Source organism: Paenibacillus sp. FSL H7-0714, assembly GCF_038003765.1.
In the GTDB taxonomy this organism is placed as follows: Bacteria; Bacillota; Bacilli; order Paenibacillales; family Paenibacillaceae; genus Paenibacillus_AQ.
The window spans coordinates 1,734,573-1,759,079 of record NZ_JBBOPT010000001.1; the positions used below are offsets into that span (position 1 = coordinate 1,734,573).

General features: G+C 43.7%; 21 protein-coding genes and 1 pseudogene. 15 read left to right on the forward strand and 7 right to left on the reverse strand.

The window, feature by feature from the left end; all coding sequences use genetic code 11:
- The first annotated feature begins 138 nt into the window (after positions 1-138).
- From NST34_RS07675 to NST34_RS07695, 5 genes are all read left to right on the forward strand, one after another.
- Entirely contained in the window at positions 139-825 is a 687-nt protein-coding gene (locus NST34_RS07675) for a response regulator transcription factor (RefSeq protein WP_076284294.1), read from the forward strand.
- The gene (locus tag NST34_RS07680; protein WP_262495796.1) at positions 792-2,273 is read left to right on the forward strand and encodes a sensor histidine kinase; all 1,482 of its coding nucleotides are present in this window, start codon (positions 792-794) and stop codon (positions 2,271-2,273) included. Before NST34_RS07675 ends, NST34_RS07680 begins: the two co-directional genes overlap by 34 nt.
- 525 nt (positions 2,274-2,798) lie before the next feature.
- Positions 2,799-3,506, forward strand: a complete 708-nt coding sequence (locus NST34_RS07685; RefSeq protein ID WP_339246099.1) for a DUF421 domain-containing protein — start codon at positions 2,799-2,801, stop codon at positions 3,504-3,506.
- A gap of 107 nt (positions 3,507-3,613) precedes the next feature.
- Positions 3,614-5,110 carry an alpha-N-arabinofuranosidase gene (locus NST34_RS07690; protein WP_341127511.1) on the forward strand — a complete coding sequence of 499 codons (1,497 nt, stop codon included), beginning with the start codon at positions 3,614-3,616 and terminating at the stop codon, positions 5,108-5,110.
- A gap of 12 nt (positions 5,111-5,122) precedes the next feature.
- Entirely contained in the window at positions 5,123-5,410 is a 288-nt protein-coding gene (locus NST34_RS07695) for a hypothetical protein (RefSeq protein ID WP_042186032.1), read from the forward strand.
- Positions 5,411-5,454: 44 nt separating this feature from the next.
- Here NST34_RS07695 and NST34_RS07700 read toward each other — a convergent pair whose 3' ends face one another.
- The 3 genes from NST34_RS07700 to NST34_RS07710 all read right to left on the reverse strand — a co-directional run bounded on the left by NST34_RS07700 (position 5,455) and on the right by NST34_RS07710 (position 12,671).
- Entirely contained in the window at positions 5,455-6,369 is a 915-nt protein-coding gene (locus NST34_RS07700; RefSeq protein ID WP_042186033.1) for an ArsR/SmtB family transcription factor, read from the reverse strand.
- Positions 6,370-6,541: 172 nt separating this feature from the next.
- Positions 6,542-11,305, reverse strand: coding sequence for a LamG-like jellyroll fold domain-containing protein (locus NST34_RS07705; RefSeq protein ID WP_341127512.1), 4,764 nt, complete (start codon positions 11,303-11,305; stop codon positions 6,542-6,544).
- A 460-nt stretch (positions 11,306-11,765) separates the two neighbouring features.
- The gene (locus tag NST34_RS07710; RefSeq protein ID WP_042186035.1) at positions 11,766-12,671 is read right to left on the reverse strand and encodes an ArsR/SmtB family transcription factor; all 906 of its coding nucleotides are present in this window, start codon (positions 12,669-12,671) and stop codon (positions 11,766-11,768) included.
- Between the two features lie 275 nt (positions 12,672-12,946).
- Between NST34_RS07710 and NST34_RS07715 the strand changes: the two genes are divergently transcribed.
- The 4 genes from NST34_RS07715 (at position 12,947) to NST34_RS07730 (ending at position 17,181) form a co-directional block, all read left to right on the forward strand.
- Complete coding sequence (locus tag NST34_RS07715) at positions 12,947-14,191, forward strand: extracellular solute-binding protein (RefSeq protein ID WP_042186037.1); 1,245 nt, start codon at positions 12,947-12,949, stop codon at positions 14,189-14,191.
- Positions 14,192-14,270: 79 nt separating this feature from the next.
- Positions 14,271-15,149 carry a carbohydrate ABC transporter permease gene (locus NST34_RS07720; RefSeq protein ID WP_042186039.1) on the forward strand — a complete coding sequence of 293 codons (879 nt, stop codon included), beginning with the start codon at positions 14,271-14,273 and terminating at the stop codon, positions 15,147-15,149.
- Between the two features lie 54 nt (positions 15,150-15,203).
- Positions 15,204-16,115, forward strand: coding sequence for a carbohydrate ABC transporter permease (locus NST34_RS07725; RefSeq protein ID WP_076300059.1), 912 nt, complete (start codon positions 15,204-15,206; stop codon positions 16,113-16,115).
- 103 nt (positions 16,116-16,218) lie between these two features.
- Positions 16,219-17,181, forward strand: a complete 963-nt coding sequence (locus NST34_RS07730; protein ID WP_341127513.1) for a glycoside hydrolase family 43 protein — start codon at positions 16,219-16,221, stop codon at positions 17,179-17,181.
- A gap of 95 nt (positions 17,182-17,276) precedes the next feature.
- Here NST34_RS07730 and NST34_RS07735 read toward each other — a convergent pair whose 3' ends face one another.
- Positions 17,277-18,089, reverse strand: a complete 813-nt coding sequence (locus tag NST34_RS07735) for an ABC transporter permease subunit (RefSeq protein WP_341127514.1) — start codon at positions 18,087-18,089, stop codon at positions 17,277-17,279.
- Positions 18,086-18,973 (reverse strand): ABC transporter ATP-binding protein, encoded by an 888-nt coding sequence (locus tag NST34_RS07740; RefSeq protein WP_341129518.1) that lies wholly within the window; start codon positions 18,971-18,973, stop codon positions 18,086-18,088. Before NST34_RS07740 ends, NST34_RS07735 begins: the two co-directional genes overlap by 4 nt.
- Before the next feature lie 166 nt (positions 18,974-19,139).
- Between NST34_RS07740 and NST34_RS07745 the strand changes: the two genes are divergently transcribed.
- From NST34_RS07745 to NST34_RS07770, 6 genes and pseudogenes are all read left to right on the forward strand, one after another.
- The gene (locus NST34_RS07745) at positions 19,140-19,739 is read left to right on the forward strand and encodes a TetR/AcrR family transcriptional regulator (protein ID WP_076300056.1); all 600 of its coding nucleotides are present in this window, start codon (positions 19,140-19,142) and stop codon (positions 19,737-19,739) included.
- A gap of 358 nt (positions 19,740-20,097) precedes the next feature.
- A pseudogene (locus tag NST34_RS32090) lies at positions 20,098-20,283 on the forward strand (transposase); the annotation flags it as partial.
- A gap of 96 nt (positions 20,284-20,379) precedes the next feature.
- Positions 20,380-20,556 carry a hypothetical protein gene (locus tag NST34_RS07755; protein WP_341127516.1) on the forward strand — a complete coding sequence of 59 codons (177 nt, stop codon included), beginning with the start codon at positions 20,380-20,382 and terminating at the stop codon, positions 20,554-20,556.
- A 296-nt stretch (positions 20,557-20,852) separates the two neighbouring features.
- Complete coding sequence (locus NST34_RS07760) at positions 20,853-21,446, forward strand: RNA polymerase sigma factor (protein WP_076300054.1); 594 nt, start codon at positions 20,853-20,855, stop codon at positions 21,444-21,446.
- Positions 21,412-22,551: a DUF4179 domain-containing protein gene (locus NST34_RS07765; RefSeq protein WP_341127517.1), complete on the forward strand. Its 1,140-nt coding sequence runs from the start codon at positions 21,412-21,414 to the stop codon at positions 22,549-22,551. Before NST34_RS07760 ends, NST34_RS07765 begins: the two co-directional genes overlap by 35 nt.
- Positions 22,552-22,656: 105 nt before the next feature.
- A complete protein-coding gene (locus NST34_RS07770; protein WP_231573476.1) occupies positions 22,657-23,541 on the forward strand; it encodes a DUF5643 domain-containing protein in 885 nt (294 codons plus the stop codon).
- A 123-nt stretch (positions 23,542-23,664) separates the two neighbouring features.
- On the opposite strand, the gene NST34_RS07775 is transcribed toward NST34_RS07770, so the two are convergent.
- Both NST34_RS07775 and NST34_RS07780 read right to left on the reverse strand, forming a co-directional pair.
- Positions 23,665-23,862 (reverse strand): hypothetical protein, encoded by a 198-nt coding sequence (locus tag NST34_RS07775; RefSeq protein ID WP_042186054.1) that lies wholly within the window; start codon positions 23,860-23,862, stop codon positions 23,665-23,667.
- A 157-nt stretch (positions 23,863-24,019) separates the two neighbouring features.
- Positions 24,020-24,142 (reverse strand): hypothetical protein, encoded by a 123-nt coding sequence (locus NST34_RS07780; RefSeq protein WP_341127518.1) that lies wholly within the window; start codon positions 24,140-24,142, stop codon positions 24,020-24,022.
- Positions 24,143-24,507 lie beyond the last annotated feature (365 nt).

The window sequence follows — 24,507 nt, forward strand, 5'->3', positions numbered from 1 at the left end:
CTCGGTTATACCTGAAAATTTAATTGTTCCCCTGTCGTGAACACCGTGTGTGCCGCTGCAGGGGATTTTTGGCGCAGAAGAAGGTACAATGAGGGGATAAAGCTGCTAGATTGATAGACGCGAAAGGAAATTCAAGAGATGAGAGAAAAGATATTAATCGCCGATGATGAGCGAGAAATCGTCGGATTTATGCGCGATGCGCTTCAGGATGATGGGTATGAGGTATCAGTGGCTTATGACGGCAAGGAAGTGTTCGATCGACTGGGAGAGACGCCCGACTTAATCATCCTGGATATTATGATGCCGCATCTCGATGGGCTCGAAGTATGCCAAGCGATACGTGACCGGGTCTCGTGTCCGATTCTGTTCTTAAGCGCGCGCTCCAATGAAGCGGATCGGATCCAAGGACTCGCCGTCGGTGGCGATGACTATATCGTGAAGCCTTTTAGCATGCAAGAATTGAAGGCGAGAATAAGAGCGCATCTTCGTCGGGAGCAGCGGAGCCATCTTGATCATCAACCGAAGCTGCTGCACCATGGCGATCTCACGATGGATCTGGACAGCCATCAGGTATTCTACCAGAACCTTCCGATTCCGCTGACCAGCCGGGAGTTCGAATTGTTCCGGCTTCTCTTCATGCATCCGAATCAAGTATTCTCGCGGGAACAAATCTATGAGAAGATCTGGGGATTCGATGCGGAGGGAGAAGCAGCCACAATTACCGAACATATCAAAAATATCCGGGCGAAGCTGGCGTGCGCAGCACCGGAGAAGACCTTTGTTACAACGGTATGGGGGGTAGGGTACAGATTCGAAAGGAAGTAAAGGCAAGTCGAAAACCGCTGCGCAGACAGTTTATGGGTGCATTTACACTCGTTCTTTTCTATAGCTTCATCGGCTCGATGCTGGTTTGGGGCAGTACGCTTTATGTTTTGATTAATCAAACGGACAAGAGCATTCTACCAGCCAACTATTATGAGCAGCAAATTCCCCAGATTCTAGGTTATGTAGATCAGCAAAAAGACGCCTTATTATCTCCTTCAAAGCAGAATGCGTTGGAACATGTTATTCTGACGAAAGGCATGCAGTATCAAATCGTGAATCTGAAGGGGCAAATCGTCTACGGCTGGAAGGGGCAGACTTTCGTCAACAGCCCGGAGGATGTGCTAAGCAAGCTGAACCGTAGCGAGAAACAGGGCGGGAAATATATCAATTACCACCCGATCCTGGATTCGCAGAAAAAATTAAAGGGGATGCTGGTGCTACGATACAGTTTAAGTGTATCCTCCAACAACCCTGGAAACGGGCTGCTCGTTATGCTTATTTTGTGCAGTTTGATCGCACCGTTCTTCTTCATCGTCTTGTTCTCTTTTATTTTCGCGAGAAAATTGGGTAAACGGCTCGAACCGTCGATCGCACGGATCATCGGGGGAGCTAGACGAATCCAGCAGAATGACCTGAATTTCTCCGTCGCAGGAGCAGGTGGGTCGAAGGAGCTGATCGAGCTCTCCGATGCCTTCGAAGAGATGCGGATCGCGCTGGAGCAATCCTTGAAGTGGGAGTGGAAGCTGGAGCAGGAGAGACGCGACATGATCTCTGCGATTGCCCATGATTTGCGGACGCCGCTGACGATCATTCAAGGTCATGTAGACAATTTAATCGAGAGCGGTGCACGCCGTCCCGAACGGCTGGAGAAGTACTTGTTAACCATTCAGAACAGTACGCAGCGTGCGGACAAAATGCTGACGGAATTGCTGTTCATGAATAAAATCGACACGCCTGATTTTGTCCTCCAGTATACGAGAGCGGATTTACTCGCCTTCTGTGAGCGGAAAAAAGATGAATACGCATTGTTATGCCGTGAGAAGTGGATTGCTTTTGACTTCTCTTATGTGAATAGGCGATGCGACCAAGAACAGCAGTTTCTTGTGGATACATCACGGTTGGAGCAAGTATTCGATAACGTGATTACCAATAGCTTGCGATTTACGCCAGTGGAGGGAAGGATCGAGTGGACGGTCATCGTAGAGGAGACGCAGATTACCTTTGACATGAAGGATACGGGGAAGGGGTTCAGCGCTCTTGATTTGCGGCGGATGTTCGATAAATTCTACACGGGGGATCCGTCTAGATCTCTAGACAAAGGTCATTCCGGGCTTGGATTGTATACAGCACAGTTGCTCATTACAAAGCACGGAGGGCATATCGAAGCAGGAAACCGTGTCGAAGGCGGTGCACAGGTGATCATAACGGTGCCATGTAAAAAAGCCTGAAGAAACTCATCATACGAGTCTTCAGGGTTTTTGCTGCAATAATTCGATAAATTTATGGAACGCGCTTGTCTTGAAATGATCCCGTCGATAGATGAACTGTACGGTCACATGGCGGTAATGATCGGGATGGTACTGCACCGAGCCTTCCGATTCGGAACCAGACGAAGCTGTATGTTTCTGAAGATGCGTATGTCAATGGAGAATCGAAAGCTGCAGTCAATTATAGTTCGGTCAATCTCAAGCCCTTGGACTTATCCCGGGTCGAAGTGACAGGCAATTCGACCCGGGAGGCTCAGCAACTCGAGCTGAAAGCGTAATGATTCTGCACAATCTGCTTGCAATCAAGACTGAAAAATAAGCATTCGTAGCTAGGGCTTTGGGACGGTTCAGTAGAACCATTCCAGAGCCCTTTTGACGTTTATAGAAGTCTCCGGATGACCTCTTAAAATTAAACCGATTGTAATGACGTTTCATTTCACCTTGGTTTGTGAATAATAGGGGATTGAATAGAAAGGAGCATTAGAGATGCAGGCGCATATGGATATTGTTCTTCGTACTGTGGTCGCTATGATCATGCTGCTTGTGATAGCTAAGATATTGGGTAAACAAACGATTTCTAATTTGACGTTTCATGATTTCGTGACAGGCATTATATTAGGATCGCTTGCGGCAAACCTGGCTTTTAATAAAGACCTGAAGTCGTCATATATGATCGTGGCGCTCATTGTTATCACTGCTACGTCTTTTCTACTATCTATCATCGCTATAAAGAGTCGTAGAATGAGAAGCTGGATCTCCGGATCACCTACGGTACTTATTGAAAACGGGAAAATTCTTGAAGGGAATATGAAAAAGGTAAGGTATTCGCTAGACTCCTTGGATCAGGCACTGAGGGAAAAAGAAATTTTTAATCTAGAGGTAGTAGAGTATGCCGTATTAGAAGATAACGGAATGGTATCCGTCTTAAAGAAACAAGAGTATCAATATGTTACCCGAAAAGATTTGAAGCTTCTTTCCGTCCCTCAGAGCTTTCCCGTTGAGTTAATTATGGATGGCGTCCTCATTGAAGAGAATCTTGAGAATAATGGACTGACCAAAGAATGGCTGGAGAGCGAATTAAGACGGAAGGGGAAACGGATCTCCGACGTATTTTACGGGGTAAGAGGAACGCAGCGGCAGCTCGTTTTTGATTATTATGAAGACGGGATAAACAAACCGATTGATAAAGAATAGATTCATTCATATTGGAGATTGACGGATCGCTGAGGACCGCTCTATAATGTTTGTATAATTATTAATTAGTTAATAAAAATATAAATGTTGAAGGGCGGAGTTTATTCATGGCAGATCGCGCAATCCTTAACACAGACATTCGCAAAGGTACGATAAACAAAAATATTTATGGACACTTCTCTGAGCATCTAGGACGTTGTATTTATGAAGGCATTTGGGTCGGAGAAGATTCACCGATTCCTAACACTAACGGTATTCGTAATGATGTTGTGAAAGCGCTTAAAGAAATACAAATTCCAGTACTTCGCTGGCCGGGTGGATGTTTTGCAGATGAATATCATTGGAAAGATGGTATTGGTGATCGCGAAGCTCGTAAACGTATGATCAATACGCATTGGGGCGGCACGGTTGAGAACAACCATTTTGGTACACATGAATTTATGGAATTATGTGAGATGCTGGAATGTGAACCTTATATCAATGGTAATGTAGGAAGTGGTACGGTTCAAGAGATGTCCGAATGGGTAGAGTATTTAACCTTTGGCGGTGTCTCACCAATGTCTGAGCTTCGCCAGCAGAACGGTCATCAAGAGCCTTGGGCTGTCACTTATTTTGGCGTCGGTAATGAGAATTGGGGCTGCGGCGGGAATATGCGTCCAGAATATTATGCAGATCTCTATCGCCAATATCAGACGTATGTACGTAATTATGGGGACAATCGTATTCACCGGATCGCTTGTGGTCCTAACGTGGATGATTATCACTGGATGGAAGTTCTGATGCGTGAGGCTACACGCTTTATGGACTCGATTACCCTTCATTATTATACGATTCCTGGTCCAGCGTGGGAGAATAAAGGGGCAGCAACAGGCTTTGAAACTAGTGAATGGTTTAGTACTTTAGAGAAGGCCCTTCGCATGGATGAGCTGATTACTAAACATGGTGTTATTATGGACAAATATGACCCAGATAAAAGAGTAGGCCTTATCGTTGACGAATGGGGAACTTGGTATGATGTTGAGCCGGGTACGAATCCAGGATTCCTATATCAACAAAATACAATTCGGGATGCCCTTGTAGCTGGCGTAACCCTGAATATTTTCCATAAACACAGTGACCGGGTACGGATGGCAAATATTGCGCAGACCATTAACGTGCTTCAAGCAGTGATTTTAACCGAAGGAGAAAAAATGCTGCTAACGCCTACCTATCATGTATTCAATATGTTTAAAGTCCATCAGGATGCTGAATTGTTGGATTTAACAATCGATAGTGGGACTTACAGCTTTGAGGGCAGCGAGATTCCTAAAGTATCTGCTTCAGCTTCCGTAACAGACGCTGGGATCATTCATGTCAGTCTTTGCAACTTGAATCACGCTGCATCAGCTACTGTACCCCTCGAGCTACGTGGCCTTTCCGGGCAGAAGGTTGAAGTGACAGGCACTACGCTCACAGGTAACAAGATAGATGCTCATAATACATTTATTCAGCCAGATGCTGTCGTACCGCAAGCTTTTACAGCCTTTACACTTGAAGGTGATCTTCTTAATGTAGAGCTGGCTCCAATGTCAGTAACTGTGCTGGAGATTACGCCGAAGGCATAAGGTGGTGTTATCATGTCAACAACATCTGCATGCAAGGGGTGTCGCGACGATTATAAGGTTACCGATGCACAGATAGAGCGAATCTTGTCATCATCCATGTTTAAGACAGAGCTTTGTGTTCCAGATGAGGTTTATGCTGAACGGATTTCTCTTTGCGGGACTTGTCCTAAGCTGCATGAGAGTGTGACTTGCGTAGCTTGTGGATGCATTATTCCTGTTGTAGCTAAGCTTAAGGAACGTGGCTGTCCACTGCCTGGTGGCGGATTATGGGGACCCTTCATTGAACATGAAATAAGGTAAAATAAGAGCCGCATTCGACTCTCCAATGGGAGATGAATGCGGCTTTATTCATGGGTATCTGTGTAGAACAGCTCAACGATTAGATCATCATTATAGTTGCCAAAGCCTTTGCCAAAAAGGGTAATGCCGCCAATATGCTCGGCCTCTTCATCGACGGAAAGCTTGAAAGTCCATTGCTTGTTGCGAATGTTCACTTGATCCAGCGTAACGTCGGACAGTTTCAGGCCGTCCATAAACGTGCCTTTAGATGTAATGCGCAGCTGCTTAAGAAGGCCGTATTGATTCGTGAGTGCTGGCCACCAAGCTGGCGTGTATTTACCACGTCTATCTCCGTAGTCACCCGGACTTGTCCAGAATCCAAGCTGTACTCCGTTCAGTGTGAAAGTGATGTCGGAGGGCCAATTATTATTAATGGAAGGCGCTTCGGAGGCAATCTCCATCGTAATGATTAGCTCCTCGGGCTGTTGACTGGAGAGAAGGAAGTTAGGAATTTTATATTCGATATACCCTTTGCCGAACCAGAGAATACCAGCATTCATACGCTCGAGATCCCAGAAATAACGGGGATCATCAAAGCTGCCAATCACTTGCTCTGTAGTGGCAAGACCGCAGGTAGGCTCGATCATGAAGTCGGAATAATGCCCAACAGGAATCTCCTTGCGGTAGCTTTTGCGCTCATTAATTTGTCTGCCTGGAAAGGTGATCTCGGCACTTTCAGCAGCCAGCGTACAGATCTTTTGCAGACCACTTCGTCCAGGTGCCATATGTGTCTGGATAAGTCCTGCAGCTTCTAGCTTACGCACATGCATTGTCATAATAGCGCTGCTCAAATTTACCGCTGCGGCCAATTCCTTGACATTCATTGGGTTCTCGGCAAGCAAGCGCAGCAGGTGCAGACGAACTGAACTGGCTAAAGCTTCGTAGACGGGAAGAGATTCTTCCGACAGGTCAAGTTTCATAGATGGCCTCCAATTTAGTTCAAGACGTATAGTTAATGATTATATTATTTAAATGCTTGTTTTACAATACGAAGGTGAGAAAATTTCTGGACGCTCATTCACTTTGATCGCGTGATTTAAGATAAAAAGAACGGAGCCTGAGGCTCCGCTCTCTTTCCAAATGATGATTCTCTTAATTTACATTTGAGTTATATTCGGTCAGTATTTCGTCTGATTTGAGTGCTCTGCTATAAATCTTCAGTTCATCAATCATTCCCTTATAAGGTACGTCCCAATAGTTTACGCCAAGAGCGAACACACCATTCTTGTTCTTAAACACATTCGGGAAGCCCTCACCGGAGAATTGCTCAACTCCGTCGAGGTATACCTTCACGGTACCGTTGTTGACCGCAAATGCTACATGCGTCCATTTATTCTCTGGAATCTTCATAGCGGAAACAGCATCATACCACGCCTCGCCAGACCATAGCAGTGTTTTACCTCCGCCGTTCTGTGGAACGAAGCTAATCCAGCTGTTTATCGAAGCAGCACCGAAGAAGGTTGTTGTTGCATCAGTAAGCTGCTCAGGGTTTAACCACATAGATACGGTATAGGTATTGCTGTCAATTAATCCATTAGGTAACCGGATCCCGGAAACACCGTCAAATACTGCTGCTTGATTAGTGATACCGTTACCGTAAGTGATGTTACCTACAGTTGGAGCCTCGATTTTTATTCCCGTAACCTGTCCAGTACCGACCAATTGGAGGGAGTCATCAAGGTTTCCATCAAAAGCATAATAGGCTACTTTTCCATCCGTAACGTTTACCTTATAGTCTGCTGAGACACCACTGCCATCAGCCGCAGTGGCTGTAATCACTGCTTCGCCACCTACCGTTAGTGCGGTTACGGTTCCGGTTGTAGCATCAACTGTAACGGCGCTAGGATCACTAGAACTCCAAGTAAGTTTCTTATTTCCGGCATTGGTAGGCAGTACTTTTACTTGAGGGGTAAAGGTATTCCCCACAGCCACATCCATTTCAGCATCACGGATGGTTATCGTACTTACTTTAATATTACTGTCAGGCTCACCGTTTACCAGCAAGTCTACAGCTTCAGCGGAAAGTGCACTTTCGTAGATACGCAGGTTATCAATCAAACCTTTGTAGGGGATATCCCAGTAGTTTACACCCAGGGCGAATACTGCATCTGCACTGTTAAATACATCCGTAAATCCTTTTCCAGTGTACTTCAATACTCCGTTCACATACAGCTTCACAGTCCCGGCATCGTAAGTGAAAGCTATATGCGACCATTGGTTAACTGGAATCTGCATGCCTGCTTCTGCATCGTGGAAGGTTTGGCTACCAAACCACATCCGGGTAGTAGCTCCACCGTTTCCATAAGGCAAGAGACTAATCCAATTCGTATCTGTTGTAGCACCAAAGAAGGCTGTAGTGAATTGAGTCAGTTCTTGTGGGTTAAGCCACATGCCTATTGTGTAGGTGTTGCCTTTAATCAAACCATTTGGTAGGCGAATACCGGAGCTACCGTCGAATTTAGCTGCAAGACCAACTTCACCTGTCTCATAGGTGATGTTCCCACCAGTATTGTTAATCCGATTGCCGGTAATTGTACCCTTATCAGTACGATCTCCGTTCTCTGAAAGATCTCCTTCAAAATCATACGCTGCCACCAAACCGTCTTCCAGTATATTTCCAGTCAGTTCCATTACAATGATAGTAAAGGTCTTAGTTGCAGTAGACTCACCCAGCGCAATCGTAGCAGTAAGTACAATCGTTGCGTTTCCGAGTCCTTTTTCAGGACGAACAACTGAACCATCGTTTCCTACTACGGCTTCATTGGAAGACGACCACGTAATGACTGTTCCTCTTACGGCCTCAGTTGGGAGAGTAAGATCTTTGTATACTTTACTTGTGTTGCCCAAGCTTAAACTATCTTTAACATTGGATACAATTTGATCTGTGCTCAGCAGTTCAATTTGGCTGCCCCAGACGGTAACACCCTTATTGGACATGGCTGTGAAAGTCATAACATTGCTCTGACGAGTGGAATCCCATTGTTTTACGAATACACCTTTGTAGAGATTTTGTACAGTAGCTCCGTTTTCTATTTCATTGATGAGCAGGTCGGCGTAATACTCTCCTTTTAGCTCCCAAGACCCGGTTACGGACCCTGTAATGGTTCCATCACTTCGCAGTTCGATAGCTGTTGTGGATTTAATTTTAGCAGAAGTATCTTTCCCGTGATTCACGAACTGGTAAGCTCCAATAACATCTTCCTGCATAACAGCTGCGATAGTTTCACCAGTGTAACGATGAGGAGAAGTGAGCGGCCATCCATCTTCGTTGGTGAACATTTGATGCACACGAAGCTCATGTGTTTCACCACGCTGCGGGAAGCGAGTGTGGAAGAAGTTGAATATTTTACCCGTCTCTTCATCATAATTGACTGAATTATGGCCTGATGCAACATAGCCGTAAGTTTGGAAGTCTGGATCACTATTCACGTTCGTGAACATGAAATTACCAAGAACTTTGTTGCCAATGGCCGAATGGTCATTGCTCGTTGCCAGCACTGCACTTTGTCCGGCAGCATCCACATAAGGACCATCCGGATTCGTTGAACGGAACTGACGCATATTGTAACCACCGTCGGACGCTAGTCCTCCATAAGTTACATATAAGAAGTAGTAATCTGTATTCTTGTCGTAAACGATATACGGACCTTCGCCCGATTTGGTCATACCGCCAGAAATATGGGTACCGAAATACCGGTCGATTAGACGTCCATCAGCAGTCGTTCCATCTTTACCAGGATATTTTGGATCGCCGGTAGCTGGATCGATTTCTAGAATAAATATACCGCCTGACCATGATCCATAAGTCATCCACAGCTTGCCGTCTTTATCGTAGAATAACGTCGGGTCAATTGCGTTTGTATACGTTTTGTTCTTATATGAACCGCCTGCGTCAAACCAATCTGGGTTGGCATCTTCTAGTGTTCCGTTATCAATAAGCTTTTGAATATTTGTGTTTGTCCATTTTTTGTTAATTTTGCTGTTAGTATCGTAATCTTCTTCCTTGGTGAAGCCGGAATAAATTACGGTATTTCCATAGGTATAAGGACCTTCAATATTTTGCGAAGTGGCAAAGCCAATCGCTGAGCGGATGTAAGTGGAAGAAGCACTGTAATACATCATGTAAGCGCCAGTGGTTCCGTCCACATTCTTATAATCCTCATTCCAGAAAACGTCTGGAGCCCATATGGAGAATCCGCCTTTACTGTCAGAATCGTTCTCTCCAGCCCATTTAAAGGATTCTGCCAGATTCGCGGAAAGATCACCAAAGAGTACGTTGCCCGGTGTTGTATAACCATTTGTGAAACGAGTCCAGTTCAGCAGATCATCCGATTTGGCCGCATCGATATGAGACCCGAACACATAATACGTTCCTTTGTCTACAGCCACCGAAGGATCATGTACAGAAACATTGGTGAGTGCTGGTGCCGTTGCTCCCGGACTCGGCGTAGCAGTAGGAGTCACTGTAGCTGTAGGAACCGGAGTAGTAGTAGGTGTAGCAACAGCGCCGCCGTCCGATCCACCAGAACCTGAACTACCAGAACCTGAACTACCAGAACCAGACGTTGCCGTAGCTGTCGGAGTAGGTATTTCAAATTTGATTAGATTACTGTATTTATTGTCAAAGCTAACCTTCCCGGTGCCTTGGATAGTAATCATATCGTTTATGCCAAGGATTAGATTCTTGATTGCTGCACCAGCATCTACACGCAGCTTGGCTAATTGGTTCAATGTAACTTCAGTAATATTGCCTGCAGCTAGATGTAGTGTAGGCACTCCTAACGCTCGTACCTCAGCAGAATCAAAGTTTCCTCTCAGCCTGATGATTGAATCGTTCGGGAGTGTATTCTCTATAACGACCCGGCCGAAGCCTGCTCCCGTCAAAGTGGTATCTTCCTCAAGCATTACACCGGAATGTACACGTACACTTGGTACGGCACTCGTTCCTTTAGTAACGACGCGGAGTTTCCCATTACGCTTATCTACAACCATGTTACCTGCATTAGAGTTACTAAGTACGATACTATTTTCGCCGCCGCCGGATACGAATATTGTTCCTTTAACAGTGACTTTATTCAGCGTGATATCACCTTCTGCAATACCTTCGGTAAGATACAGGTTTCCGGAGATGGTGGAGTTGTTCAACTCAACACCCGGGTTACTAATTACCATATTCTGAGTGGTAATCCCCGTATAACTCCCGCTCTTAGAAGTGATTTCCCCGGCCAACTTCTCAATCATACGCAGTGCTTCCGCTCTTGTTACGGCTTTTGCGCCTTTAAAGCTGCCGTCACTATAACCATTCAAATAACCTTCACCAAATAAAGATAATACAGCTTCTTGGCTCCATGAGGGTAAATCTTCAACATCTTTTGGTGCAGAGGTATTTGCAGAAGAATTGAGCTGGAATAGTCTGTGCAGCATAACCGCGGCTTCTTGACGACTTACTACCTGTGTTGGTCGGAAGGTGCCATCGCTATATCCTGATACATATCCTGCAGCCGAAGCTTTCTGGATATCGCTGTAATAAGCACCTGACTCCAGTACATCCGTGAAGGCAATTTCTGATTTTTCCTGCAAATTAAAGACCCGATTGATCAATGTGACCCATTCCGCGCGGGTGATCTCTTGATTAGGTTTGTAAATTCCATTTCCATAGCCTGAAATCAAGCCCTTATCCACCCAGGATTGAAAATCTTTCTGTGCCCAGTGGCCTGAATAATCGACAGCCTGTTGTTGCGTGGATGGTGGGATTGTTTTGGAATCGCTTGCAGAAGCTGCTGAAATGAATGGTGCAGGTACTAGCAGCGTGAGTGCAAGAAGTGAAGCGGTTAGCTTACGAGTTGTTTTCCTCAAATTCATGATCCTCCGATTCTATTGATTAGAGATTGCGGCGGTACGAAAAATGTAAAACGCTTACAATAGAGCTACTGAAAAAACGTTTTTCACAAATCAAAATGGATTTGTTTTATGTTTATACAAACCATATCGTGGAAAACGTTTTATGTTGATCTCATTTTAAGCATGATATTAGCATATAGTCAAATAGAAATTTATGAAACGATGAATCTATTTATATTTTTATTAACAAAAGGTAGTTGGGTTTGGATAGCGTATGAAAAGTACTGCAGATTACTACTGGAGTTGTGGAAAGTGAAAGAAGGTGGGAGATGTGGGCGATAAAGAGATGGATAGGGGAAAGTGATAACTGGTTCATATCACAGTACAGATAGGGGGGCTAAGGAAGAATAAATACTAATTAGTTGTTCGCCCCCATGAAAGAACCAACCTTGATACATGTGCGTACTAGAAGATTTTAAAGGTAATACATTTTGAACATGATATCTTGATCATGATTTCCGAATTTTTTTCCGAAAATTGTCGCGCCTCCGACGTGTTTTGCATCTTCCTTCACTTCGATCCGGAAAGTCCATCGGTCACAGGTCGTATCTAAATCCTCAATCGAAACGGAAGACATGGGGTCACCGTCAATGTATGTTCCATTGTGATTAGTAATTCTAATCGTTTTTAGTAATCCATACTGGTTAATATTATGCGGCCACCACTCAGGTGTGAATTTACCTCTTGCATCAGCAAAATCCCCAGGGCTTGTCCAAGTACCTAATTCCAAGCCGTTCAATGAAAAGGTGATGTCTGAAGGCCATACGTCATTGGCAAATGGAAATTCGGAAGAAAGCTCTAGGCTAATTTCAAATTGCTGCAAGGTTTCATCTTTTTTCAGAAAATTGGCAATGTTGTATTGAACATAACCTTGGGTAAACCATAGAATCTCTGCATCGACTCTTTTAGAATCCATGAAATATTTAGGTTCGTCTACTCTGCCGATAAACTCTTTCTCTGTGGCAAGTCCGCATGTAGGCTTCAGATCATAATCCGTATAATGACCAATCGGCACCGATGTCTCATAGGAGGCAAAGGAATGAAAGATTTTTTTAGGGAAGTTAATCTCAATATGGTCGACTCTAAGAATTGAGATTTTTTGCATTCCGGATTTACCAGGAACTTTTTCTGTTTTTATGATTCCTGCATCTTCTAACTTTTTAATGTGTTTTGTTACGATGGGACTGCTTATTTTAAGTTCTTCTGCCAAATCTTTGATGTTCATCTTATTTTTGGAGAGTAACTGAATGATTTTTATTCGTACTTCACTTGCCAAGGCTTCATAAACAACGAGAGAGGACTTGTCTATTTCCAATTGCATTTTATCCACTTCTTTCAAAGTAATTTCATATACTGTAAAGTTTATTAATCTCTATATAAAGTAACACGAAAGGTAACTGAAGTAAATAATATATCGCTTTCATCTCGTCTTAATGAACTAAAAGGTTAACTAAGTTTTAAAAAAATCTATTAAGTTTATTTAAAAGTTATTGACTACGCTTTCAAAGCGACTGTATACTAAGTTTAAGTTAATCGTTTCCGACAAAGTTAATGTGAATGATTATCTTAACATTACAGCTGCAGGGGGAGAGAGTAATGAAAAAGAAATTTGGAGTAGTATTAGCAACGGTTCTAATGTTAACGACAGTGTTAGCAGGATGTGGTGGTAAAGATGATAGTAAGACGATTACGTTCTGGACACCGCTGACCGGTGATGATGGTGCTTATATGGATCAAATCGTTAAAGAGTACAATGCAACGAATCCAGAGATTAAAGTGAAGCACGTTATTACAGCTGATATGTACACGAAAATTTCTACCGTTTTGGCTTCCAGCAAAGGTGTTCCTGATTTAGCAATTATCCACGCTGACCGTGTTCCTGGGTTTGTTAAGCAAGGTGTCTTAGAACCCATGCAAGATACTGTATTGCCGGCACAACCTGAACTAAAAGCTGAAAATTACTTACCACAAGCTTGGAACACTGGTAACATCGACGGAACGCAATACACAGTACCTCTTGATATCCACAGTAACGTAATGTATTACAATAAAGATTTGCTCAAGAAATATAATGCTGAATCTTTCTTGGATGATAACGTTGTTACGATTGATGAAATGCTTTCCTTACAAGGTAAATTGGATGAGGGTGACTATGTAGTTAATGATGCTTTGCTCGGATGGGTTATCCTGGCTCAAATTCAAAACTTGGGCGGAGATATTCAGGTGGACGGCAAACCGGCTGTTAACTCCCCAGTATTTAAACAAGCCTTTGAAGATGTTAAGAAAATTGCTGATGCTGGTTTGATGACTCCATTTGGTGAAGACGGTTACTTGATGTTCCAATCCCAAAACGTACTCTTCTCCACAGACGGAACTTGGAGTTCTACCGCACATGCTGGAGTTGAAGGTTTGAACTTTGGTGTGACTAACATTTATTCTCCAACCGCTGATAAATTCACGAATAGATCTTCTTCTCACTTGTTCGCTATGCTTAAGAACGATAAGAGAACAGATGAAAAAGAAGTAGGGATTGCTAACTTCTTAGAATATGTGCGTACAAACTCAATGGAATGGGCAAAAGCTGGTCAAAACGTCGCAAGTAACGTAGTTAACCAAAGTCCGGAATACCAAAACTACATGCAATCCTTCTTTACTTCTAATGAAAAAGAAATTGAATCCCTTTACATTTACACATATGAGTACTACCCATACATTGCAGAAGCAGTAGATACTTATTGCGCAGATATCGTTCGCGGTAACGTTGATCTAGATGAGACCTTGGCAACCATGCAGAAGTTTGTAGAAGATAAGATCGCAGAAAGCAGCAGTGCAGCGAAATAAAGCGAAATAGAATAGATTGTACGAAGTAATGTGCCGTACTGTGGTGCATTACTTTGTGCAAAAGGAGAAATGAAATCCTATGAAAAAGAAAATAAACTGGGCACCTGCCTTCTTTGTAGGTCCGCACGTCATTTTGTTTGCTGTTTTCATTTTATTGCCAACGATTTATGGGATTTATGCTTCATTTACAAAGTGGAATTTAATGAGTGACCCGGTATGGGTAGGCTTTGATAACTATAAGGCCATTCTATTTGATGGCAAATCAACGTTTCATACTCAATTTTTCAGAGGTCTAAAAAATACTTTGATCTTTGTGGGTCTCTCTGTTCCATTATTAATAGTTATCCCATTAATGGTTGCTGTTGCACTAGAACATAAAAAAGTTAAAATGAAGAGCTTAATTCAATCTATTCTCTATATTCCGGGCTTGATTTCGATTTCTGCGGCTGCACTAATCTGGCTTTTGATCTTTAATAAGCAATTAGGGATTACTGGTAATCTATTCGGATCACAAATTGCTTGGCCTGCAAATCAGCCGTATGCGTGGATTATCATCATTGTAATCACACTATGGGGCGGTATTGGGGGCAATATGATTATTTATCGTGCTTCCTTAAGTGGCGTTGCGCAAGAATTATATGAATCAGCCGAGCTCGATGGTGCGGGTTCAATTAAAAGATTCACAAGTATCACCTTGCCATCTATTCGTTTTCCATTAATCTATACCTTTGTTATGACAACTGCCGGAGCCTTCAATGTATTCGGCCAACCGTTAATGATGACTGATGGCGGGCCTCGACAAAGTACACACGTACTCATGATGTATATTCGTCAATTAGCTTTCGGTAACGGTGAATCCATTGCAGGGATGGCATCGGCGATGGCAGTGTTATTGGGATTAGTAATCTTGGTGATCTCAGCGCTGCAATATTATGTAATGAACCGAAATGCTACATAAGGTTCTCGGGAACTAACTGATTAACAAGGAAATGGAAAAGGTAGGTGTACTATAATGTCAAATCAGGCGGTAAATGGCCTAGATAATCGTCCAGTTGCAAATAGAACAGGCAAAGTAAAAGGATCATCCAATGTTAGCATTTCAAAATATGTATCATATGCTTTTTTGCTTATCCTTTGTGTGATTTGGATTATTCCAGTAATATTCGGGATTTCCACGTCTTTTAGATCACAAACGGAAGTGGTTTCTTCAGGCTTTAGACTATTTCCTGAAACATGGGTCTTTGAGAACTATGTTACGATTCTGAACAATACTTCTACAGCCCCAATTCTACGTTGGCTAGGCAATTCATTGTTTATCGCTACAACCCACACAATCCTGGTGGTTATTGTGATTTCGATTACAGGCTTTGGTTATACCCGTATTAACTTTAAAGGAAGAGACACACTGTTCTTTACTTTGCTAGGGATCTCCTTTTTCCCGGGTGTAGTTAACTTAATTCCTTCTTACAAAATTATCGATTCCTTGGGCTGGGTAAACACTTCTTGGGCAATGATCATTCCCGGTCTTGCGGGTATGGGGAATATCTTCTTGGTCAGACAGTTTATGAACGGTATCCCAAAAGAATTAGATGAGTCTGCAAAAGTTGATGGTGCTAGTGACTTTAGAATTTTCGCGCAAATTATATTGCCGTTAGTTAAGCCGATTCTGATTGTTTGCGGATTGTTCTCCTTTACGGGATCTTGGAATGACTTCCTCTGGCCGGTTATCGTGTACACAGATGTAGACAAAATGCCAGTCACAGCTGGGTTGCTCTTGCTACAAGATATCTACGGAAACTATCGTATGATCGGGCAATTAATGGGGTCGGCAATCTTGGCGATCGTTCCAACCCTACTGTTATTTATATTTGCTCAAAAATACTTCGTTCAATCTATTAACTTGAATTCAGGTATTAAAGGGTAGATCAAATGAACATAGCTTAAATACACCTTGCCTTCTTATAAGGAAGGGTGTGTTTTGGTGACCCATAAAATTAAAAATAAAGAGAGATATAGGAGTTGTCATCATGAGAGAATTCAATGCGAAAAATCCGCTTATTGAGCAAAGGGCAGATCCATGGATCTATAGACATACTGATGGTTATTATTATTTCATAGCTTCGGTTCCGGAGTTTGATAGAATCGAGCTTCGTCGTTCTGAATCCATTCAGGGATTAGCTGAGGCTGAGGGTAAGACCATTTGGGTTAAGCATGAAACAGGCTTAATGAGTGCCAATATTTGGGCGCCTGAGATTCATTATATTGATGGAAAATGGTACGTGTATTTTGCAGCTGCACATACCTCCGATACGAAAGATGGCTTATTTGATCATCGTATGTTTGCCATAGAAAACTCATCCGTAAATCCATTAGAAGGTGAGTGGGTGGAAAAGGGTCAAATCAAAACGAAATGGGAATCCTTTGCCCTGGATGCAACCACTTTTGAACACAGAGGGGTTAGATACTACGTATGGGCACAAAAGGATCCCGATATCCCTGGTAATTCTAATATGTATATCTCTGAAATGGAAAACCCTTGGACGTTAAAAGGAGAGCAGGTGTGCATCACCACGCCTGAATATGATTGGGAAAAAATCGGCTTCCTGGTGAATGAGGGTGCGGCAGTTCTTAAGCGAAATGGACGTATTTTCATGACTTTCTCGGCAAGTGCAACAGATCATAACTACTGTATGGGGTTGTTAACCGCTGATGAGGATAGTGATTTAATGGATCCGAAATCATGGGTCAAAACACCAGAACCTGTGTTTACAACTTCTGAAGAAAACGGTCAATATGGACCGGGACATAATAGCTTTACAGTCTCAGAAGATGGCAAACAGGATGTCCTAGTGTTCCATGCTAGAAGCTATAAGGAAATTGTGGGAGACCCATTATATGATCCTAATCGGCACGCGCGTGTGCAAGTGATCCAGTGGAATGAGGATGGAACGCCAAACTTTGGTGTCCCTAGACCGGATACGAAATCTTAAAATAATGCTTCTCTAGTGTGAAGAAGCTTATTATATTCTTCTATATGAAAGAGGGACGCTCCAGTAGCCACATGCTATTGGAGCGTCCCTTAATCTTATAATGGAAGATCCCGTCGTCTGAACAGTTCGATCCCTATGGCAAAAGCGAGAATACCGATCAACAGTAACCAACTAGAAACCTGAATAATCTCCACGTTTCCTTGAACGATTTTACCAGGCTGATAGAAGGAGAACAAGGTCATGTAACGTAATCCCTCCAGTTTATCGCTTATTTTGCCTAGCAGATCCAGAGTGAAGAATCCGAAGGTGATAGCGCCGGAAATTCCAAGCGCTTTTTTCTCATCATTACAAACCGAGGATACGAGGAAAGTGAGTCCCCCCACGGCAAAAAACAATAAAAACGCTACGCTATTCAGCTGAGTGAATCGGCCGCTATTAAATTCATATTCACTGCCGAGGAACCATGCTTTACCTAATAATCCGGCGAGTGTGGTTACGCCCATAATCAGGAGCAATGCTGTTGTGAGTACAAACGCCTGCGTGGTAGCTACTTTTCTCCGCGTAGTTGGTGCTATCAGAAGATAAGCCATAGAGCCACGATCCACAAGTCGAGCCATGAGCTGCGTCGACATTTGTACACATACGATGGATAGAATCAGTACCAGAATAAGTCCATAATATTCTCCTGAGATAAAAGCCTCAGCACTGGTAAATCCGCTGTTTAATCCAAAGGCTTTACCTACACCTTCCGGCATAGCTTTAATGAGGTCATCAATGGCTTGTGTGCTTCCGGCGATCCCTGGATATAGCCAGATCATAAACAGAATATAGAAGGCAGAACCGAAGGCGTAATTCATAATGCCTTTGAGGTTCACCCTCATCATTTCTTTATAGAGTGGAAGATTCATTGCACGGCCCCCTCACGGTCATAATAGTCCATGAAAATGTCCTCTAGATTCTGCGTGAACACATCCATACTGCGGATATTATATTTCCCGGTCTCCTGAATGAATCGATCGTAATTACCCTGAACGGCAATGCGGACCATATTCCCTTCACGAACTTCCACTTGCAGGCCGGAGGCGGCGAATTGTTCTGCATCTTCGCGACTCGCGAAAACAACCTCAAACAGCTTCCGCTGCATCGATTGTAATTCATGGATATTTTTTACAGTGACTATACGTCCGTCTTTAATGATTGCAGCTCGATCACAGGTGCGCTCAATTTCTTGAAAGCTGTGAGAGGACATTAGAAATGTGGTTCCGGCTGCTTTTTCCTCCAATACGAGATCTATAAATACCTTTTGCATAAGCGGGTCGAGTCCCGAGGTTGGTTCATCCAGAATAATAACTTCAGGATTGTGCATGAAAGCTGCGACAATACCGACTTTTTGTTTCATTCCCTTTGACATTTTGCGGATCGGAGTTGAGGCATCAAATTGCAGTCGTTCAATGAGGCGGTCACGTTTAGTAGTGTTCTTCATCCCTTGCATGCCAGACATGAATTTAAGGAAAGAAATGCCTGTCATCCCGTCAAAAAAGTTGATTTCACCGGGTAGATAGCCGATATGCTTCTGGACTGTACCCTGTGCTTTCCATACATCAAGTCCATGGATGCTCGCATTACCTTTGTCCGGCTTCATAAATCCCATGATATGTCTTATGGTCGTAGATTTACCCGCGCCATTAGGCCCCAGAAACCCAAACACCTCACCTTTATTTACGGTAAACGTAACATCTTCGATTCCCTTGCCATTCGAAAATCGTTTGGTTAAGCCTTCAACTACAAGCATGCCGCCACCCCCGCTGCAAAATAATGAACTATTACTAATTGGATATTTCATATGTTATATTATTCCTAGTGAATAGTGAAGTCAATGGAATTATGAAATAATTGATAATAAATATTTCATTAAATTTAAATAAGCGCACTATATAATGAAGTTAAGGGTGAATAGCATGAATGGATTTGAGAAAAGAGCCGCTCAAATAAAACTCAAAATTATGAAGACTACGATGGAAATGCTCAAGAGCTGTGAGCCCAAACGTCTCCGGATCGCAGACATTGCGAAAGAAGCAGGTGTCTCACAGGTGACGATTTATAATTATTTTGGCAGCAAGGAAGCGCTGCTTGGTGAGTCCTTTAAGGATTTTATAGAGAAGGCGATTCGTGAATTTGAAGATTACATTCATGGAGAGCATTCTCTAAAAGAGATTATTGAATACATTATGACGATGGAGAGAGAAACCTACAGTTCATTGTCTCCCACGACTGTGAAGGAGCTTATGATTGAGGATCAGGACATGTTTCATTATCTTGAAGAACGGTATACAAACGACGTTTTACCATTGATGGTTAAGATGGTGGAGGATGGCAAAGCACGAGGAGAAATTTCAAATAAAGTATCCACCAAAGGGATTCTTTCATTTATGGGAATGTACATGCGAAGTTCGGGGGAAATGCTAGATGAAGCCAGCAAACAAGAAGACATAGATGCCTTCCTGGAGGAAGCCATCCATCTCTTCTTTTATGGGATTTGCGGGCGGGAACAGGAGTAGCGTGAGCTTTGTTGCATTAATAGTTGGAGCACTTACCCAATGTATTTAGATCAGTATTGGTTTAAAAAAACAATGAAGTTGCAGAAAGCTATGTTTACAACGAAATTAAATAATTATCATATTTTAAAATTCCGAAAAATGATCGTAGATTACGCTAACAGTGATTTATCAAAAGATTTTGTTCAAATGCGAATAAATAAAATAGTAGATCCATTGTATACTAACCAAGATACTAAGGAGTTTGCCATTTTTAATGGAAAAGCTTCGGGCACTATTGAAGAAGGAACAACTGACGATTTGAAAGCATTTACTTCTAATGACTTCTCGGCAGGGTTTCTATGTGAATGCAGAGCAGCGGATGAAGGGTGCCCGAGGAGCAGCGAAATACATAGGGGGTTATTTAGCGCGACCGGCGATTGCAGAGTACCGGGTGGTCAGCTACGACCACCACAAGGTGCATTACTGGTACGAAGATCACCGAACGGGGAAACGGGTGGATGTGGTGTCGCCGGTGATGAAGTTTATCTACGATCTCGTGCAGCACATTCCACCGAAGCATTTTCGGATGGTGGGTCGCTATAGTCTATACAGCCGGGGGAAAAACAAAGAGTCACAGAAGGTGATTAATCTGTGGTGGTACATGATCCATAAACAAATCGAGATGACCTTTCCTGTGAAAGAACGAAAGAAGAAGAACTACCGTCAGCGGATGCTGGAGAGCTATGGGCGAGACCCGATGCTCTGTCCATGCTGCAATCACCGGATGTTGAGCCGTGGGAGGAAGAACCAGAGGTATGGATCGATTATGTTTGCGTAGAATGTGGGACGGTAGATCCTGTCCCTGAATTTATAGTGGGAGAGTGTGCCTACGACCTGGAGTCTGGAGAATCCCCAGAGTTTGTCTCTGTAACGGAACCTTGGTGAATAACTTTCTAGCCAGCGGACAAATAACCGCTGGCTAAAAAGTTATTCACCCGTTAGGGTGATTTTGTTCGTATATGTAATTAATCTCACTGCGTTTGTAGTCCCTAATCTAACTGCATATTAAAAAATAGTGTCACAAAATAGCATTACGAGATTGTTATATAGGTAAACAAGAAAGGAGGTGAGCTCTTGCAGCCAACCATCCCCGGGGAAGAGGAAGGAAAATGGAATGCTATTGAAGCGGTTGTAGAACAGGTCAGAGCAGGAGACAAAGAGGCATACAGTGCGATCATCATCCAGTTTGAACGGCAAATGTATACCTACTGCTATTATATCCTGAAAAATCATGCGGAGACGGAAGATGCCGTACAGGAGATCTTTATTCGCGCCTATCAAAATCTTCACCAGTACAGCAGGCAAGTATCCTTCTCAGCCTGGCTGTATAAGATGGCATACCATCATCTAATCAATTTGAAGAAGAGACAGAGCCGCTGGCTTAAGCTGATCGATCATTATAAAGAGCAGCAGCCTGTGCTGCAAATCTCCCGTCATGAGTCAGAGGTTTATGAGCTTTTGACTTTTCTCACAACTGAAGAGCGTCATATTTTACTCCTTAAGGCAGTAGAGCAGTACACCTTTGAGGAAATAGGCGAAATCATGGGCCTCAAGTCCGCAACCATACGGAAAAAATATGAACGATTGCGCCGCAAACTGATGGAATGTAAAAGCCAAAAAGGAGAGATAGCACATGGGACATTCGCCGGAACAAACGGAATTCGCTGAAATGAATGCCATCGAACAAATGATTCGTGAATCGTCTTTACCAAAGAAAAGTATGAGTTATCAAATTATGAATACGATTGGAGCGAGTGAATTGAAAAGAACATCATCCAAACCTAATTTAATGAAAAGAACAGCAGTAGTGGCCGCAGCAGCAGCCATCCTAGGTGCAGGTGTGGTGGGTACGGGATTTGTATCACCGGCAATGGCTTCAACGTTAAAGCAAATTCCTATTGTTGGAATTCTCTTTGAGGGAACCAGCAACGAAGCTTTGGATACTGCCATTAAACAAGGAATCGTAACAGAACCTAACCTGAGTGTAACCCATGAAGGAATCACGCTGAAGGTAGCTAATTTACTTTATGATGGAACCCGGTTGTCCTTCGTTTTGGAACGTGAAGGCGTAGATTTGCCGAATACAGGCTCTCCATACCTTTTTGAAAAAGATGTTGAGGAAAAGGATCAGCTTAAAGGTTATATTAAAATGCCAACGATCCTCGCTAACGGACAAGCCATTGAATATGGCGGAGGCAGCTTTGGCGACTCGCCTAGGCAGAAGAATGCTTATGTAGTTGAAGTGACTAAGGGTCTAAATTTGCCTGACCAATTCGAGCTGACTATTCAGGCGAATGTCACACAGGTGAAAGAAGCTTTTGAATTCAAGATTCCTGTGAACGTGGAGAATAAATCGATTGTTGTGAAACCAGAGGCCTCCAAATCTGACGGACAGTTCAGTTATACCGTTAAGCAACTGGATATTTCGCCGGTGTCCACCCGTTTCGTTCTGGATAGTAAGGGCCAAGTACCACAATCTCCGGGGCAAACCGGTGATTACAGCGCCAGTATGGTCTATTACGAGCTTGTAGACGACCAAGGAAATGTCGTGAATCCGAGCAGATTCGAGTATTTCAACAGCGAACCCAAGACTGAATATCAGATTGATCAACTGTTTTCTCCTTTTGCTGGCACTCCTAAAACGATTACAATCAAGCCATTTACTCTTACTGTGAACAACAAGGATTGGAGCGTTGTCGGCCAAGGAAAGAACAGTGTGGGTGAGAAAACATATCTGAAAGATCTGGAATTGACCATTCCTGTTAAGCATTAATCCATTAGAGAAGGGGACAGTCCCGCAGGTCATCAATAATGACCTGGGGATAGCTCCCTTTTTCTTTTCATAAAAAATAGGACAGGAGCTAATCCATTGAATTCTATGAAACCTGAATTGAGAAAAAAATTCGCTGGAGCAGCATTGGCAGTAACGTTGGTAATGGCAGTCACAGGCAGCGGGTTCCCTTCAACCGTTAGTGCCGAGACCTCCGGGCAATCTGCCAGTTCCAATCTAGCGATTACCCACGAGGGCGTAACGCTCAGTATATCCAAAGTAATGTTTGACGGGAACCGTCTTGACATGGCATTCCGGCAGGAGGGAGGCACTGTGGGTAAGGGGATCATTATTGATATCGCGCAGATCCCGGTTTTGTCTGTTAATGGGAAAAGGATGTTATATCTTCCCTATGTGACGTCTATGCCGGAAGATGAAAGGGCAGCTTTGCTCTCTTTCAACATCCCCAAAGATGGCAAACCGCAGCTCGCGGATGAATTCAAAATGACGATAGAGGTGTACACCAAGAGCGTCAAGGAGCCATTTACCTTTACCGTCCCGGTGAAAAAGCTGAATAGTCTTGCAACCTTGCAGCCGGGTACAACTCAAAAAAGCGGGGATTTTAGCTATACCGTGGACTATTTCCAGATGACGCCGTTAATGATGGAACTCAAGCTGCACAGCAGCGGGAAAGTTCCTGGAGCAGCCAAATCCAAAGGGCGTTCAAGCAAGATGTTGTATGACATTGCCGATGAGAAAGGAAATCTAATTCAGGCAACCGTCAGCGACATCGACATCAAGCGACCGATCACAGCAAACATTAAAGAAGACCTGTTCTATGCAGCCTCCTTCAAAGCAGTGCCGAAAACCATCACAATTAGGCCATTTACGTACACCATAGACGCTAAAGGAGACATCCTGAAAGACTCAGGAAAAAAATGGATCAAGACCTATTACAAGGACTTGGAAATGAAGATTGCAGTTGCTAAATAACAATCTTACAGGTGAGGGGAATTCACGCTGATACCAGCGCGGGTTCCTTTTTTATGCTTGAGGGATTCCAATATAGGTCAATCTCTGGGTGGTCGGCGAACGCTGGGCTGCTCGCTGCAGTGCTCACCCGTGGCCATTCCTGCCTGCAGGAGTGCCTGCAGTTATTTTCGGGCTCCCTGGCTCAGTGCTGGCTCGCGGATCCGCCGCAGATGCTGCTGCTGCAAGTTGCAGCACAACCAGGTGATCGGGTTTTTGATCCGCAGCATCCGGCGCTCTTCCGGAGGCGGATGCACCAGGACCGGCGAACGCCTGGCAGCTCACTACAGTGCCCACCGGTGGCCATACCCGCCGTCTGCAGGAGTGCCTGCCGCAGTTCCCGGACTACCCGGCACGGTGCCGGCTCAGCGATCGGTAGCAGCCGGCGGCTTCCGGATGTGGATACCGCGAACGGCAAACGCAGGGCTGCTCGTTGCAGCGCTCACCGGTGGCCATACCTGCCGTCTGCAGGAGTGCCTGCAGGTATTCCCTGGCTACCCCGGCGCTGGCCGGTTCGCGGATCCACCGCAGCTGCTGCTGCCAATACATTCCTGGTGAATGGCAAGCTGAAGCGCAATCCAACGACCGGCTTATCGATCGGCAGCCGTAAAAGCATGCTTTTGTGGACACTTTAAAAACGTCTGTTATTATGTTCCAAAATGTGGTCGGGAACTGGGCATCGAGGAACGGTTTATTTTTGTGGACAAGCTAACCAGAATCATTAATTTATTAATATATATCTGCTATACATTAGCGCTAATACTATTATCTATTTTGATCCAATCATAGTCATTGTTTGGCCATCTCATTTTGATTTTATTCAAATCTTTATCGATCTTCCTACGATCATTATATTCTCAATAGGATCGAACATAGTTAAGTAATAGAACTATGATCCTCAATTGACTTAGCCACCACTTCATGAATTTC